This window comes from Streptomyces sp. NRRL B-24572 (genome assembly GCF_002156145.1).
In the GTDB taxonomy this organism is placed as follows: Bacteria; Actinomycetota; Actinomycetes; order Streptomycetales; family Streptomycetaceae; genus Streptomyces; species Streptomyces vietnamensis.
Genome location: NZ_MWIG01000564.1, coordinates 1 through 15633 on the forward strand (window position 1 = coordinate 1; position 15633 = coordinate 15633).

12 protein-coding genes are annotated in these 15633 nt (G+C 70.6%); 7 read left to right on the top strand and 5 right to left on the bottom strand.

All coding sequences use genetic code 11. The features are described from left to right. From CCN56_RS29980 to CCN56_RS30005, 6 genes are all read left to right on the top strand, one after another. The coding region (locus CCN56_RS29980) for a cyclase family protein (protein ID WP_256962240.1) at positions 1 to 778 on the top strand (778 nt) is incomplete at its 5' end. A 152-nt stretch (positions 779 to 930) separates the two neighbouring features. Beyond that, on the top strand, positions 931 to 2511 hold the full coding sequence (locus tag CCN56_RS29985; protein ID WP_086831077.1) for a GMC oxidoreductase: 1581 nt from the start codon (positions 931 to 933) through the stop codon (positions 2509 to 2511). A 160-nt stretch (positions 2512 to 2671) separates the two neighbouring features. Then, a complete protein-coding gene (locus CCN56_RS29990; protein ID WP_086831078.1) occupies positions 2672 to 3511 on the top strand; it encodes an SDR family oxidoreductase in 840 nt (279 codons plus the stop codon). A 42-nt stretch (positions 3512 to 3553) separates the two neighbouring features. Continuing rightward, positions 3554 to 5035, top strand: coding sequence for a cytochrome ubiquinol oxidase subunit I (locus tag CCN56_RS29995; RefSeq protein WP_086831079.1), 1482 nt, complete (start codon positions 3554 to 3556; stop codon positions 5033 to 5035). Further along, positions 5032 to 6090 carry a cytochrome d ubiquinol oxidase subunit II gene (locus CCN56_RS30000; protein WP_086831080.1) on the top strand — a complete coding sequence of 353 codons (1059 nt, stop codon included), beginning with the start codon at positions 5032 to 5034 and terminating at the stop codon, positions 6088 to 6090. The genes CCN56_RS29995 and CCN56_RS30000 overlap by 4 nt, the downstream gene beginning before the upstream one ends. Positions 6091 to 6153: 63 nt before the next feature. Further along, a complete protein-coding gene (locus tag CCN56_RS30005) occupies positions 6154 to 7929 on the top strand; it encodes a sodium:proton antiporter (protein WP_086831081.1) in 1776 nt (591 codons plus the stop codon). Between the two features lie 31 nt (positions 7930 to 7960). Here the strand turns inward: CCN56_RS30005 and CCN56_RS30010 are convergent, their stop codons facing one another. After that, positions 7961 to 9805, bottom strand: a complete 1845-nt coding sequence (locus CCN56_RS30010; RefSeq protein WP_086831082.1) for a glycoside hydrolase family 15 protein — start codon at positions 9803 to 9805, stop codon at positions 7961 to 7963. 275 nt (positions 9806 to 10080) lie between these two features. On the opposite strand from CCN56_RS30010, the gene CCN56_RS30015 reads away from it, so the two are divergent. Next, positions 10081 to 11349, top strand: coding sequence for a DUF2254 domain-containing protein (locus tag CCN56_RS30015; RefSeq protein ID WP_086831083.1), 1269 nt, complete (start codon positions 10081 to 10083; stop codon positions 11347 to 11349). Between the two features lie 547 nt (positions 11350 to 11896). Here the strand turns inward: CCN56_RS30015 and CCN56_RS30025 are convergent. The 4 genes from CCN56_RS30025 to CCN56_RS30040 form a co-directional block, all read right to left on the bottom strand. Further along, positions 11897 to 12748 carry a universal stress protein gene (locus tag CCN56_RS30025; RefSeq protein ID WP_086831085.1) on the bottom strand — a complete coding sequence of 284 codons (852 nt, stop codon included), beginning with the start codon at positions 12746 to 12748 and terminating at the stop codon, positions 11897 to 11899. 756 nt (positions 12749 to 13504) lie between these two features. Beyond that, entirely contained in the window at positions 13505 to 13840 is a 336-nt protein-coding gene (locus CCN56_RS45995) for a GH36 C-terminal domain-containing protein (protein WP_086831089.1), read from the bottom strand. Between the two features lie 42 nt (positions 13841 to 13882). Next, a complete protein-coding gene (locus CCN56_RS30035; protein WP_086831086.1) occupies positions 13883 to 14533 on the bottom strand; it encodes a TetR/AcrR family transcriptional regulator in 651 nt (216 codons plus the stop codon). Between the two features lie 58 nt (positions 14534 to 14591). Next, positions 14592 to 15633 (bottom strand): MFS transporter (locus CCN56_RS30040; protein ID WP_086831087.1); only part of this gene is annotated, 1042 nt, incomplete at its 5' end.

Consider the following 15633-nt stretch of genomic DNA (forward strand, 5'->3'; position numbering starts at 1 on the left):
CCGCACGGTGTCGCTGGCGGCTCCGATCGACACCGTGCGGGGCCCCGACGATCCCGAGCCGGCGGTGCACCGGATGACCGGACCGAGCCCGCGCGACATCCGCTCGGACGCCCTGTGCTTCGCCACCGACCGGTTCGCCATGAACGTGCACGGCGATGCGGACAGCCATCTCGACGCGCTCTGTCACGTCGTGTTCGACGCGGAGCTCTACGGCGGGGTGCCCGCGAGCACCCTGACGGCCGAGGGTGCCCGCAGTCTCTCCGTGGACCTGCTCTCCGACGGTCTCGTCGGCCGGGGTGTGCTGCTGGACATTCCGCGGCTGCGCGGAGTCCCCTGGCTGGAACCGGGGGACCATGTGACACGGGGCGATCTGAAGGCTGCCGAAGCCGCGCAGGGGGTTCACGTCGGAGCGGGCGACCTGCTGTTCGTGAGGGTGGGGCACCGTCTTCGGCGGATCGCACGCGGGCCGTGGAACTCGGCCGAGGCCCGCGTGGGACTGCACCCGACCGCCGTGGAGTTCCTGGCCGAGCGCGAGGTCACGGCCCTGGGCGGGGACGGCAACAACGACACCGCGCCCAGCGCGGTGCGGGACGTCGCCTTCCCCGTGCACGTCCTGGCCATCCACGCCATGGGCATCCACCTCATGGACTACCTGCAGTTCGAGGACCTCGCCCCGGTCTGCGCACAGGCCGGCCGCTGGAGTTTCCTGTGCGTGGTCGCCCCTCTGCGGCTGCCCGGAGCCACGGGATCGCCGGTCAACCCGATCGCGGTGCTGTGACGGGGCCGCGCGCCGTGGACACCGCTCCGGTCGCCGTCCACGGGCAGGGCGGATACTTTCGAGGAAGGTGGGACCCCTGGGCCCTCGCCCAGCGGGGGGTGCCAGGTGCCTGACACCAGGTCGGGGCCGTGATCCCAAGGACGGTGGTCGCCGTGGGCGACACCCCTCACTACGACGTCATCATCATCGGCACCGGCGCGGGCGGGGGCACTCTCGCCCATCGCCTCGCTCCGTCGGGCAAACGCGTCCTCCTCGTCGAACGGGGCGGCTACCTGCCGCGTGAGCGGGACAACTGGGACTCGACGGCGGTGTTCGTCAAGGGCAAGTACCGGGCCCCGGAGTTCTGGCTCGACAAGCACGGCGCCGAGTTCCCGCCCGAGGTCAACTACTACGTCGGCGGAAACACCAAGTTCTACGGAGCCGCCCTCTTCCGGCTGCGGCCCGAGGACTTCGGCGAACTCCGTCATCACGGCGGCGTCTCCCCCGCCTGGCCGATCCGGTACGAGGACCTGGAGCCGTACTACACCCAGGCCGAGCACCTCTACCTGGTGCACGGGCGGCACGGCGAGGATCCCGGCGAGGGCCCGGTCAGCGCACAGTACGCGTATCCGCCCGTGGAGCACGAGCCGCGCATCCAGCAGTTGAGCGACGACCTGGAGAAGCGCGGTCTGCACCCGTTCCACCTGCCGATCGGCGTCGATCTGAGCCAGGAGGACGGGGGTCGGCCCACCCATTCCAGTGTCTGCATCCGATGCAACCGGGTCGACGGCTTCCCCTGCCTGGTGCGCGCCAAGTCCGACGCCGAGGTGATCTGTGTCGAACCGGCCCTCGACCACCCCGACGTCGAGATGGTCACGCACACCCAGGTGGTCCGGCTGGAGACCGGTGACGGGGGACGCCGCGTCAGCGCGGTCGTCGGCCGTCTGCCGGACGGCTCGGAGGTCCGGTTCACGGCGGACGTGGTGGTCGTCTCCTGCGGGGCGGTCAACTCGGCCGCGCTGCTGCTGGCCTCGGCGAACGAGCACCATCCCCGTGGTCTTGCGAACAGCTCCGACGTGGTCGGCCGGTTCTACATGCGGCACAACAACCTGGCGCTGATGGCGGTGTCGAAGGAACCCAACGACACCCAGTTCCAGAAGACCCTGGCCCTGCACGACTGGTACCTCGGAGCGGACGACTGGGACTTCCCGCTGGGCGGCATCCAGATGCTGGGCAAGTCGGACGCCGAACAGATCCACGGCGAGGCGCCCCGGTGGGCCGGCGCGGTGACTCCCGACATGCCGTTCGAGGTACTGGCCCATCACGCCGTCGACTTCTGGCTGTGCGGTGAGGATCTGCCGCTGGCGGACAACCGGGTCACCCTCGACGGCGACGGGCGCATCCGGCTCGCTCTCGACGAGAAGAACAACATCGAGGGTCTGAAGCGCCTGAGGCACAAACTGCAGGGGATGCTGGGCCACTTGGGCATGCACGAGCACCGCCTGCTGTCCCACAGCATCTACCTGCACAAGGGGATGCCGATCGGAGCGACCGCGCACCAGGCGGGCACCGTACGCTTCGGCACCGATCCCGCCGACTCCGCGCTGGACGTGAACTGCAAGGCTCACGACCTCGACAACCTGTACGTCGTCGACACGAGCTTCTTCCCGAGCATCGGCGCGGTCAACCCGTCCTTGACGGCCATCGCCAACGCCCTCCGGGTGGGCGACCACCTCCTGGAGCGGCTGGGCTGAGCATGAGGCGGCACTGCTCTGTCCGGACGAAGGCGCTGAGCCCAATGGCCCAACGGCGATTTCGAGGAGATGCCGACCGCCTCGCCAGGTGATTGCGTGGCGCTGCCCGGCCGCGCCGGCCGGGGCTCAGCGCGACCGCGCGGCGAGGAGGCAGGACGGCATGGATTCCACGGTGGGAGCACCGCAGGGCGTGATCCCGGCGCGATTGCTGCATGGTCAGAAGGCTCTGGTCACCGGAGCCAATTCGGGCATCGGCAAAGCCACGGCGATCGGCCTGGGCCGAGCCGGCGCCGATGTGGTCGTGAACTACGTGGCGGATCGTGAGGCCGCCGAGGCGGTGGTCGAGGAGATCGCCTCGTTCGGGGTGCGCGCGGCGGCGTACGAAGCCGACGTGTCCCAGGAGGACCAGGTCGTCGCCATGATGAACCGGATGGTCCAGGAGTTCGGCACCATCGACGTCCTCGTGGCCAACGCGGGGCTGCAGCGGGACGCCTCCGTCACGGAGATGACCCTCGCCCAGTGGCAGAAGGTCATCGACGTCAATCTCACCGGTCAGTTCCTGTGCGCACGGGAGGCGACCAAGGAGTTCCGGCGCCGGGGCGTGGTCCCCGAGGTGTCCCGCTCCGCCGGGAAGATCATCTGCATGAGTTCCGTGCACCAGGTCATCCCCTGGGCGGGCCACGTGAACTACGCGTCGTCCAAGGGCGGCGTGCAGATGATGATGCAGACCCTGGCCCAGGAGCTCGCGCCGGAGAAGATCCGCGTGAACGCGGTGGCCCCGGGAGCGATCAAGACGCCGATCAACCGCGCGGCCTGGGAGACGCCCGAAGCGCAGAAGGACCTCCTGAGGCTCATCCCGTACGACCGGGTCGGGGACCCCGACGACATCGCCCACGCCGTCGTCGCGCTCGCGTCCGATCTCATGGACTACGTGGTGGGAACCACCCTGTACGTCGACGGCGGCATGACTCTCTTCCCCGGCTTCGCCACCGGCGGATGACGCCTTCCCCGCCCTTCCCCCACCCGCACGACGAAGGCGCGCATGCCCACCTCGCTCCATCTGCTGGCAGATGCCCCGGCCCAGCTCCTGCCGGCCCGGGAACTCATGGCCTTCACTCTGGCCTCCCACATCATCCTGGTCCCGCTCGGCGTGGCGTTCCCCCTCATCACCCTGGTGATGCACTACCGCGGACTGCGCCGCGACGACCCCACGGCGCTCCTCCTGGCACGTCGCTGGTCTGCCGTGATGGCGGTGCAGTTCGCGCTCGGCATCGTCACCGGCACGGTGCTGTCGTTCGAGTTCGGTCTGTTGTGGCCCGGCCTGATGGGACGGTGGGGTGACGTCTTCGGCGTCGGATTCGGTGTCGAGGCCTGGGCCTTCTTCCTGGAGGCCGTGCTCATCGCGATCTACCTGTACGGATGGCGGAGGCTGAAACCGCGGACGCATTTCCTCCTCGGTCTGCCCCTGCCGTTCGCCGCTCTGCTCGGTGCGTTCGGCATCCTGGCCGCCAACTCCTGGATGAACACGCCTCAGGGCTTCTCGCTCGACTCCGGAGGAAATCCGGTCGACGTGAACGTCTGGAAGGCGATCTTCACGCCGATGTTCGGGCCGCAGTACTGGCACTTCGTCGTGGGGATGATCCTCACCGCGGGCTTCGTGGTGGCGGGCGTCTACGCCACGGGCTGGTTGCGCGGCCGCCGGGACCGCTACCACCGGCTGGGCTTCGCCGTGCCGTTCACCATCGCCGCCGTCGCCGCACCGGTGCAGTTCGTCCTCGGCGATTCCATCGCCCGGTCGGTGTTCCACAAGCAGCCGGTGAAGTTCGCCGCGATGGAGATCGTCTGGAAGACCGACACGCGGGTGCCGGAGTACCTCTTCGGCCGTCTGCAGGAGGACGGGACCGTCAAGGGCGGCATCAAGATCCCGCTGCTCGACTCGTTCCTGGCCGGTTTCAGCGCGGACACCGAGGTGGTGGGACTGACCTCCGTCCCGGCGGACCAGCGCCCCACGGCCACGCAGGCGACCATCGCCCACTGGGCCTTCGACATCATGGTCCTGATCGGGTCCGTGCTGGTGCTGCTCGCCCTCTGGTACGGCTTCGTCTGGCTGCGGCACCGTCGTCTGCCCGCCTCGCCGTGGTTCTACCGCGCCGCGGCCTGTGCCGGTGTCGGCTCCGTCGTGGCCGTCGAGTGCGGCTGGATCGCCACCGAGGTGGGACGCCAGCCCTGGATCGTGTACCAGAACATGCGGGTCGCCGAGGCCGTGACGGCAACCCGCTCCACCAGTCTGTGGATCATGCTCGGTGTGGTGATGCTGGTGTACGTGCTCCTCTTCGGCTCCTTCCTCGTCATCCTGCTCAAGATGCGCACGCGCTGGCGGCTCGCCGACGGGCAACAGACCGCGGTGGGCACAGGCCACCCACCGGAGCACGACCTCCCGTACGGGCCGCGAGCCCCCCTCTCCCCGGACGACGTCCCGGCGACCAGGGGCGGAGCCGACCGACCCGGGGGTGACCGCCCGTGACCGCCGACCTCATCGCCGTGGTGCTGCTGCTGGCCGTGACGGCGTACGCCTGCGCGGGCGGTACGGACTACGGAGCGGGCTTCTGGGACCTGACGGCGGGAGGAGCGGAACGCGGCAGACGTCCCCGGTGGCTCATCGACCACGCCATGGCTCCCGTGTGGGAGGTGAACAACGTCTGGCTGATCTTCGTCCTCGTCGTGATGTGGACCGGCTTCCCCGTCCTGTTCCAGACCGTGTTCTCCGCGATGTGGCTCCCCCTCGCCCTGGCCGTCGTGGGCATGGTCCTGCGCGGTGCCGGTTTCGCGCTCCGCAAACCCTCCCGACGGCTCGCCGGCCGGCGGGTGTACGGTGCCGTCTTCGCCTCGGCTTCGGTCGTCACGCCGTTCTTCCTGGGCGCCGCGGTCGGCGGGGTCGCGTCGGAGCGCGTGGCTCCCGGCACCGAGGCCTCGGCGGATGTGTGGACCAGCCCGACCTCGGTGGTGTTCGGGCTGGTCGCCGTCGCGACCACGGCCTTCCTCGGCGCGGTGTTCCTCGCCGGGGACGCCCACAGGTTCAACGCGCCCGATCTGATCCCCTACTTCAGGCGGCGGGCCCTGGGCAGTCTGGCGGTGCTCACCGTCCTGGCCGTGGTCACCGGATTCGTCACCCACGAGGACTCCCCCTATGTGTGGCACGGGCTCACCCGGGGCCTGGGGCTGCTCTTCGTCGTCGTCGCGGGAACGTCCGCGCTCGCGACGGCCTGGCTGCTCCTGCGGACGCCGGAGGCGTGGGTGCGCGTCACGGCGGTCGGAGTGGTCGCGTCCGCGATCGTCGCCTGGGGCATGGCCCAGCGGCCCTATCTGCTCCCCACCTCGCTGACCGTGGCCGACGCGGCGGGCTCGCCCGCCACACTGACGTGGCTGGCGGTCGTCTCCCTGGTGGCCCTGGTGGCCGTCGTGCCGGCCGTCGTCCTCCTCTACTGGCTCGACACCCACGGTGAGCTGGAAGAACTCACCGACTCCGAGCTGCGCGGGGGAAGCGGCACCGGCGGTGACGGTGGGGGACACGAGAGCTGAGCACCCTCCCGTACCCGATCCGGACACGCGCCCCGGGGCCGCGTTCAGACGAAGGAATCCGCTGTGACCGACGACGAGATCCTTCTCGGACTCGCACTGACGGTGGTCCTCGCCGTCGGCTCGCAGATCCTGGCGAACAAACTGCGCGTCCCGTCCCTGATCGTCCTGCTTCCCGTCGGATTCGCCGCCGGCGCGATGACGGACGTCGTCCATCCGAAGGAGCTCTTCGGACCTGACGCGTCGGCCCTGGTGTCGCTGTTCGTCGCCGTCATCCTCTACGACGCCGGCCTGGGCCTCGACCTGCGCAAACTCGCCCGCCACACCAGGGGGACCGTGGGCAGGCTGCTCGTGTACGGGGTGCTGCTCACCTTCCTCGTCGTCGGGGCGGTGGCAGCGCCGATGTTCGACGTCCCGCTGCGCGTCTCCGCGATGCTCGGCATGATCCTCGTCGTCTCGGGGCCCACCGTGGTGGGGCCGATCCTCGACTTCGTGCGTCCGAGCGACAGGGTGCGCCACATCCTGATCTGGGAAGGAACGCTGACCGACCCGATCGGCGCCATTCTCGGGGCCCTCACCTTCCACGCCATCGTCTCGACGCAACAGGTCGACATCGGCCGGGGCCACCAACTGGGCCAGTTCGCCCTCAGCCTCGCCGTCGGGCTGGCCGGCGGGGCCGTGGGAACCGCGCTGCTGTGGTTCGCCCTGCGCACCCTGCGGCTCGGCGAGACCCTGGGAACGCTGGCGCAACTCGCCGTCGTGGTCGGCGTATCGGCGGGCTGCGACATCGCGCGGGACGACACGGGGCTGATCGCCGCCATCGTGACGGGGCTGGCCGTCGCCGCCATCCGCGGCTTCGACATGCCCGTCCGCCGGCCGTTCCTGGAGACGCTGGTACAGCTGATCCTGGGACTGCTGTTCATCTCCATCTCCGCCACCGTCACGCCCGCGTCCCTGGTGCCGGTGCTCCTCCCGGCGCTCGGCCTGGTCGCGATCCTCGTCCTGGTGGTCCGGCCGATCGTGGCCTTCGGCGCGGCGGCACGCACGGACCTCACCCGCGGGGAACGCGCCTTCGTGGGATGGATGGACCCACGCGGCATCGTCGCGGCGGCGACGGCGGCGACCTTCTCCACCGGTCTGGTGGACCGGGGGGTGAGGGGGGCCGCGAAGATCCTTCCCGTCACCTTCCTGGTGATCGTGGGAACCGTGGTGCTGTACGCGCTGACGGCGGCGCCCGTGGCCAGACGGCTGGGCGTCGTCAAGACGACGGGCATGCGGGTGCTCCTGGTGGGGGGCGAGCCGTGGGTGGTCGACCTGGCGAGGGCGCTGCGGTCGGCCGGCCTCGACGTACTGATGTGGGCGGGACTGGACGAGCAGCGGGAGGAGATCAGGCGGGCCGGTCTCGTTCTGACCACGGGCGATCTGCTGGCGACGGCCATCAATCCCGGTGCACGCCTGGAAGGGATCACGGCCGTCGTCATGGCCACCGACGACGACGACTTCAACGCGCTCGCCTCGGTCGTGATGCAGGACAACGTGGAGGGACCCGTCTACCGGGTGGGGCCGCCGCACGACAGCCACGGTGTGATGGCGCCGTACACCGGCGGCGACGTCCTCTTCGGCCGCGCCCTGGCCCGACCGGCTCTCGCGGAGCGTCACGGGCGCGGGGCGAGGTTCCTGGTTCAGCCGGCCACCGCTCCCCCGCCTCCGGGGTACGACACCCTCTTCGTGGTGCGGGTCGACCACCGGCTGGATCCCGTCACCGACAGGCAGGAGGCCGTGGCGCGGGACGGTGACACGGTCGTCCTGTTCGGCCCCGCGCCCGGCACCGACCCGCGCTGAGACGCGCCGCCGCGGTGCGACGCCCCGCCCCTCAGACCTTTCGCGCTTCCTGGAGCATCGAGTCGAGGGTGATGGCCGCGTCGATCAGGGCCAGGTGGGTGAAGGCCTGGGGGAAGTTCCCCAGCTGCCGTCCCGTCAGGTCGATCTCCTCGGAGTACAGGCCCAGGTGGTTGGCGTACGTGAGCATCTTCTCCAGGACCAGCCTGGCGCTGTCGAGCCGTCCGGCCCTGGCCAGGGCGTCGACGTACATGAACGTGCACAGGGAGAAGGTTCCCTCGGAGCCGCGCAGCCCATCGGGTGACGCCTCCGGGTTGTAGCGGTAGACCAGGCTGTCGCTCACCAGCTCGCGTTCCATCGCCTCCAGGGTGGACTTCCACATCGGATCGTCCGGCATGATGAAACCGACCGTCGGCATGCGCAACAGCGCCGAGTCGAGCACGTCTTCGCCGTAGTGCTGGACGAAGGCCTGCTTCTTGGGGTCCCATCCCCGGTCGAGCACCTGTGCGTAGATCTCGTCCCGCGCGTCCACCCAGCGCCCGCCGGCCGCGGGGCGCCCGTCGTCGTAGGCGATCCGCAGGGCGCGGTCGAAGGCCACCCAGGACATCACCCGACCGTAGGTGAAGTCCTTCCGGCCGCCGCGGGTCTCCCAAAGGCCTTCGCCGGGCTGGTCCCAATGGTCGACCAGCCAGTCGAGCAGGGTGTGCAGGGCCTTCCAGCCCCCGTGGTCGAGGTGCATGCCGTGCTCGTGGGCGAAGTAGATGCTGTCGAGCGCCTCACCGTAGATGTCCAGCTGGAGCTGGCTCGCGGCCCCGTTGCCGATGCGGACCGGGGCGGAGCCGCGGTACCCCTCCCAGTGCTCCAGTGTCTCCTCGACCAGGTCGCTGGAGCCGTCGACCCGGTACATGATGTTCAGCGGCCCGGAGCCGTTCCCACGGCCCGCCTCCTGCTTCACGCGGTCGTGCAGCCAGTTGATGAACGCGGACGCCTCTTCCCTGAAACCCAGGCCCAGCAGGGCGTACACCGAGAACGAGGCGTCACGGATCCAGGTGAACCGGTAGTCCCAGTTACGCTCTCCGCCCAGTTGCTCGGGCAGACCCGCCGTGGGGGCGGCGACCACGGCGCCGGTCGGCGCGTAGGTCATCAGCTTCAGGGTCACGGCCGAACGCTCGACCGCCTCCCGCCAACGGCCGGCATAGGTGGACTGTCCCAGCCAGGAACGCCAGAACCGGACCGTCCCGTCGAAGAGCCGGTGGAACTCCTCCAGCCGGACCTCGCGCGGGGGTCCGTCGGGAGCCGATTCCAGGACCATGCCGCGCTGCTGCCCCGCCCGCAGGCTCAAGGAGAAGCGCAGGTCGTCCGCGTCACCCGAAAGGACGTTCAGCAGGTGCTCGTCCCCCGGCTCGCGGACGGGGTGGACGGCGAGGCTCAGGCTCTCCGAGGTGAACAGGGCGCCGTGCTCCGTGAGGTGCAGTTCGTGCGGCTTGCGGCCGTAGTCGAAGCGCGGAGCGATCTCCCCCTCGAACGTCATGCTGCCGCGTACGCAGCGGAGCATTCGGACGATACGGTGCCGGTCCGTCGCGGTGGTCCCCGTCACCGGCATGAAGTCGACGACCTCTCCCGCCCCCGCCTCGGTCATGAAGCGTGTCACCAGGACGGCCGTGTCCGGGTGGTAGAGCTGTTTGGTCGTGTACGCACACCCGGCCGGCCGAACGGTGAAGTGACCGCCCTTCGCGCGGTCGAGCAGGGAGCCGAAGACGCTGGGCGAGTCGAACCGGGGACAGCAGAACCAGTCGATCGTCGCGTCGGTCGTCACCAGGGCCGAGGTCTGCAGGTCACCGATCAGACCGTGGTCCTCGATCAGGGGGTAGTCGTCCATGGTGGGCCCCTTTCAGCCCGGCCGGCCCGATCGGGGAACCGGCACGCCGCGGATGAAGTGGGTCGGGCGGCACCCGATCAGCTTAGGACGGCGGGGACGGCCCGTCCTGACGAGAGGACGGGGCGACGTGACGGCTGCGCTGCTGCTGCGCCGGTCCGGCAACCGCCTTACCGTGAGGTGGGGCGCGGGACGGCCCCGTCGCGGGAGGCCTCGGCTCCGTGTGGGACGAGTACCCGACTCCTCCGTGCGAAAGAGGCGCGACATTGGGTGTCACGATGTCCTGGGCGGCCAGATTCAGGCTGCGGCAGCGCGTCAAGGCCAGCCTGTGGGTCCTGCCGACGCTCGGCCTGCTCCTCGGCGTCCTGCTCGCCGAGCTCGCCCTCCTGGCCGAGGGCACGAAGGTGCCCGGCGACTGGCACTATTCCGCCACGACGGCGAGCGGCGTGCTCACCGCCATCGTGGGCGCGATGGTGGCCCTGCTCGGGTTCGTCGTCACCATCGGCGTGCTCGTGGTACAGCAGGCCACGGGCACGCTCTCCCCCCGATACATGCGCCTCTGGTACCGGGACCGGCTGCAGAAAGCGGTCCTGGCGACCTTCACGGGGACGTTCGCGTTCTCCTTCTCGCTGCTGCGCCGGGTCGAGGCCGGATCGGTCCCCGACCTGGGGGTCACGCTGGCGGGCGCGGCGGTGGCGGTCAGCCTCGTGCTCCTGCTCGTCTACCTCAACCGGTTCACCCACCGGCTGCGGCCGGTGGCCATCGCCGAACTCGTCACGCGGCTGGGCGAGAAGGTCTTCGCCGAGGGCGCCGATTCGATCCGGGACGCCGCACCCCGCGGCGACCGGCCTCTTCCGTCCGGCGGGCCGGTGATGCGTGTCCGTACCGAAACCGGAGGCGCCGTTCAGGCGCTCGACGTGTCCGGTCTGCTGGCGGAGGCGGCCCGCCACGACTGCGTCTTCGTCGTGCCGCGGCTGACCGGAGACTCCGTACCGCCCGGCGGCGTGCTTGTCGAGGTCCATGGGGGCAGGTCCCTGCCAGATCCGGCGCGGGTGCTCGGTCTTGTCGCCCTGGGGGACGAGCGCACCATCGAGCAGGACCCCGCCTTCGCCCTGCGCGTCCTCGTCGACATCGCCATCAGAGCGCTGTCGCCGGCGGTGAACGACCCCACGACCGCCGTGCAGGTGGTCAACTACATCGAACGGTTCCTGCACACGGTCGGCACGGCCCGGTTCCCCGGCCGTCACGTCCTGGCAGACGCTCACGGGGAAGCCCGGCTCGTGTTCTCGGGGCGCACCTGGGAGACCTACCTCCAGCTCGCCGTCTGCGAGATCCGCGAGTACGGAAGCTCGTCCGTCCAGATCTGCCGAAGGCTCCGCTCCGTACTCGAAGGCCTGCTCGACGCCCTTCCACCGGAGCTGCATCCCCCGGTCCATGCGGAGATGCGTCTCTTGCAGGAGTCGGTGGAGCGGGAGTTCACCGACCCGGCGCGCCGCGCCCTCGCGCAGCAGGCCGACCTCCAGGGCATCGGCGGGCACCTTTCGTGACGCCCGCGTACCCCGCGGCCCGTGCCCGTCCCCCGGCGCAGCGCCGACCGCCGCGGCCCGTGGCACGGCCGACGCGAACATCGGATGCCGGTGTCGACCAGACTCAGTGTGGTGGGCCTCGTGAAGGCGGCCCACGCGGTGGCCATGGAAAACACCGACCAGAAACGGTTCACCGCGACCGCCCGCCGGCCGAGGCCGCGCGAGCGGATGCAGGGTGCGCGGATGCAGGGCGCGCGGATGCAGGGCCGGGAGCGATGGCAGATCTCGGCGGACGTGAGATGGCCCGGAACCGGGAATAGCACGCAGCCGACACGTCGGGAGTCCGGATCAGCGGGCTGAGCGCCCCGGCGAACGGCACGAACGTACCGAGCCGGGTCCCCCGAGCCGAACTGGGCGACCCCGGCGCCGAGGGCGAAGAGCATTCCGCCGACGAGGAAGGCATCCGATGCGACGGAATGGAGCCTCCGAGACGCTCGGGCGCCTCGGCATCGACGGAGCGAAACGTGGACGTTGTGCCGGCTCCCCCGAGTGCCGGTGCTCCCACCTGTCAGGTGTGCGGCACGACGGCCACAGGACACGAGGCGTGGTGGATGACGGCGTGGGTGATGGATCCGACATGAGCGCCCCTGGCTGCCCTGCGCCGACCGACGACCACCAGGCGCGCATCCGACGCGGCCTCGATGAGATGCTCGGCTGCCCGTCCCGGTGCGGTCACCTCCGCCACCTCCGTGTCCGGAAACCTGTCCCGGAACGGCCGAACCGCGCCGGCGAGCGCCGACGCCATCTCGTCCTTCGCGGCTGCGTCGGGGCGGTGGACGAAGGATTCGTGCCACGTGTGCACGATCTCCAACGGGACGTGGTGCCGCCCTGCGAAGTCGAACGCGAAGTGCATGAGCTCGTCCTTGACTTCGTTCACGTCCAGCCCGAGGACCACCTTCCGGCGGCTGTTCCCCTGGGACGCGCCGGAGCCGTCCTCCTCGTATCCGGGGCGGACGAGAACCACTGGACGCTTCGCTTCGGCGACGACCTCCTGCCCGACCGAACCGACGATGAACCCGCGGACGCCGCCCAGTCCATGAGAGCCCACGACGAGCAGCTCCGCCTCGTCGGCGGCGGCGAGCAGCACGCTCACGGGGGCGTCTTCGACCTCGTCGGCGGTCATGGCAAGGTCCGGCTGCCGGGAACCGACACGCCGCTCGGTCTCGGCCAGCACGCCTTCCGCCGCACCGGCACGGTCTTCGTGCGACACCTTCATCGCCCCCAGCTGATGCTCCACCCACCGTGTGGCGTACACCAGTCGCAGGCCGTCGCCGCGCAGTGCCGCCTCGTCGGCGGCCCAGTCCACCGCCGCCATACTTCCTTCGGAGCCGTCTACTCCCACAGTGACAGGTCGGGACATGCTGCCTCCTCGTCTCGGGCCGTCGTCGACAGGCCCTCACAGAAGCGCCGATGGGCGTCCTTGTGCGCGGGCACCCGATCGAGAAGCTACCGAGTCACTCAGGCGATGGCGTGCACAGCGTTCGACGACGCTGCCGAAATACTCCGTCCGGCGCAGGACACCAGAACGCCCGCCCGTCGCAGTACGAATGGGAGCCCGTGGTGCGAGGAACTTCTACCCAGCCGTTTCGCATGGCGCGGGCACCGGGCTGCAGCCGGGTCCTGACCCCGGCCAGGCCCGTGGCGTGGCGCAGACGCGGGCGTCGGTGCGGCGTACGCGGTGGCAGACCAAGTTGTGTCGCGGCGGTCAGAGCCGTCGGGCCGACCAGGAGCAGAACATGGAACGGCCGTCTTCCACGGTCACCAGCCGGCGCCCTGGAGATCCGGGCCGTTCCCGGACCAAGTCGCGGGGTTCCGGCCTCGGCGCGACTGTTCGCGCTGGTCAGTCGGCATGCCGCTCGTGCACCACCAGCAGACGAAGAACGTCTTCCAGAGTTGCAGTCCCAAGAAGCTCGGCTTCTTCTGAACGTTTCCGCAACCCGTCACCCTGCTGAGCACGACGGGATCCACGGAAGCCGCCGTTGGCGCGCTCGCGCAGGTCGCGGATGGCGCCCCCACCATGCCGGGACGCCGCCGGGATATGCACAAGGCTGCCAAGGCAGGGCGTCCTGGAGGCAGGATGGGCGTCGGCGCCCGGAGCGAGATCCGGTCCGGCTGATCAACCCCGGTCGGGGTCGTCGGTCGCCCTCACCTCCAGGACCAGGCACTGTGCCGGGTCCAGCAGCGGGGCCGCCGGGCCCAGGGCGGCGAGGACGGCGCCGCGGGCGCGGAGCGTGCCGTGGGTGATCCAGGGGGCGGCGGTGCTGGGGTGGGCCTGGGTGAAGGGGAACTCCGGGCGGACGGTGACGGTGTAGGTCAGGTCCGGGTCGAGGCCCGGGAGGCGGAGGCGGGGTGGGACGGAGTCCGTCGACGCGGTGAGCTGGGCGAGGGTGAAGAGGGCGTGGCGGCGGTCTTCGGACAGGTCGCGGTTGTGGTCCCACTCGAGGTAGGCGATGCCCTACTCGTCGATCAGCGCGTGCGGGCGGGTCCTTGCCGGTCACGGGGAGTTCCACAGGTCTCTCAGTTCCTCCCAGTCGGGCGGACTGGGGGGCTGGACGCCCGTCTTCGCGGGGTTCCGAAGACCGCTCAGGGCGAGGTCCAGGTAGCGCAGGTGCAGTTCGGCCGCGCGCTCGGTGGTCGTGGGCAGGCGGGTGTTGAGGTGGTTGAGAAGGAGCGGGAGGTCCGCCGAGGTGACGTCCGGGCGCAGTGCGCCGCTCCGGTGGGCGGCGGCGACCAGGTCGTCGAGTGCGCTCCGGAGGCGGCGGTCTGCGGCGTCGACCTCGTCGGTGGCGGGCAGGCGGCCTCCGATGAGGGGGAGGAGGGAGCCGGTGTCGGCGGCGGACAGCGCTGCTCGCAGGAAGGCCGCGAGCGCGTCCCAGGGGTCGGCGTGGTCGGCCATGGCGGTACGGGCCAGGGAGGCCATCTGGTTCATGTTCTCCACCCGTAGCGCCTGGGCGAGGTCCTCTTTGGCGGGGTAGCGCCGGTAGAGGCTGCCCATGCCCACGCCGGCACGGCGGGCGATCTCCGAGACGGGGGCGTTCCAGCCGTGTTCGGCGAAGACCTCGCGTGCCGCGCGCAGGATCTGCCCGTCGTTGCGGTCGGCTTCCTTCTGGCGTCCGCGGGGCGGTCCGGTGCGGTCGGCGCGCATGGTCGTACTCCTTCGGTGCGGCAGTCACGCGGTCCTGCCGCCTGGGTGGCCTGGCCGGTCAGCGTCGGTTGCTGAGGGCCGGAGCCGGTGCCGCGACGGTGGACTCGGGTGTGGGGTCCTGGTGGTCCGGGCGGATGCGCAGGGCTCCGACGAGCAGGATACCGAGGGCGCCGAGCGCGGCGGCGACCCAGAAGCCCACCGTGAACGCCTTCTCGGCGGGCACGAGCGTGCCGTGCACGGTGAAGGACTGGAGGAAGCCGACGGCGAGCTGGCTGCCCACGGCGCTGCCCACCGTCCGGATGACGGTGTTCAGTCCGTTGCCCGAGGCGATCTCACGGCGCGGCACGAGGGCCGCGACCAGGTCGGCGAGCGCCGCGTATCCGTAGCCCGCGCCGAGGCCGAGCAGGCAGAACCACAGCGCGAGCTGCGCCGGGGAGCTGTGGAAGAAGGCGGTGAGCACGGCTCCGGACGTCATCAGCGCCATGCACGCGGCCAGGGGTGCGCGGGTGCCGAGCCGGCCGCGCAGCCAGTGCGCGGTTCGGCCGGCGAGGACGACGCAGAGCGAACCGGGCAGCATCAGCAGGGCGGCCTGGACGATGGTCAGGCCGGCTCCGTAGGAGGCCGCCGGGCGCAGCGCGGGCGGAAGACCGGTGGGCAGCTGCAGCAGTTGCGGGACCAGGACGTAGAAGAAGAACGGCACGATGCCGATCAGCAGTGCCGCGAGGTTGGTGACGAGCATCGGCGGGTGGGTGATGTGCCGCAGGTCGAGGATCGGGTCGGACCGGCGGGCCGACACCACGCCGAGCGCGGCGAAGAGCACCACGGCGGCCGCGAAGAGCAGCTGTACTCCGGCGGAGAGCCAGCCCCACTTCGTGCCTTCGGTGATCGCCAGGAGCAGGGCGACGAGCCCGCCGGCCAGGAGCACGGCTCCGGGTATGTCGACGCGCTTGCTGTGGCGCTCGGGGCTTTCCGGCACCCAGGCGATCACCATGAGGGTCGCCAGGGTGATGCACACCGCTTCGGCGCCGAACATCCAGCGCCACGAGGTGTGCTGGATGATCAGGGCGCCCACGACCAGCCCGGCGCCGGCGCCGGCGCCG

Excerpts from the sequence above, each read along its gene's own strand:
- CCN56_RS30010 (WP_086831082.1), bottom strand. The coding sequence starts at position 9,805 with ATGGACGACTACCCCCTGATCGAGGACCACGGTCTGATCGGTGACCTG.
- CCN56_RS30025 (WP_086831085.1), bottom strand. The coding sequence starts at position 12,748 with ATGTCCCGACCTGTCACTGTGGGAGTAGACGGCTCCGAAGGAAGTATG.
- CCN56_RS30035 (WP_086831086.1), bottom strand. The coding sequence starts at position 14,533 with ATGCGCGCCGACCGCACCGGACCGCCCCGCGGACGCCAGAAGGAAGCC.
- CCN56_RS30015 (WP_086831083.1), top strand. The coding sequence starts at position 10,081 with ATGTCCTGGGCGGCCAGATTCAGGCTGCGGCAGCGCGTCAAGGCCAGC.
- CCN56_RS29995 (WP_086831079.1), top strand. The coding sequence starts at position 3,554 with ATGCCCACCTCGCTCCATCTGCTGGCAGATGCCCCGGCCCAGCTCCTG.
- CCN56_RS29990 (WP_086831078.1), top strand. The coding sequence starts at position 2,672 with ATGGATTCCACGGTGGGAGCACCGCAGGGCGTGATCCCGGCGCGATTG.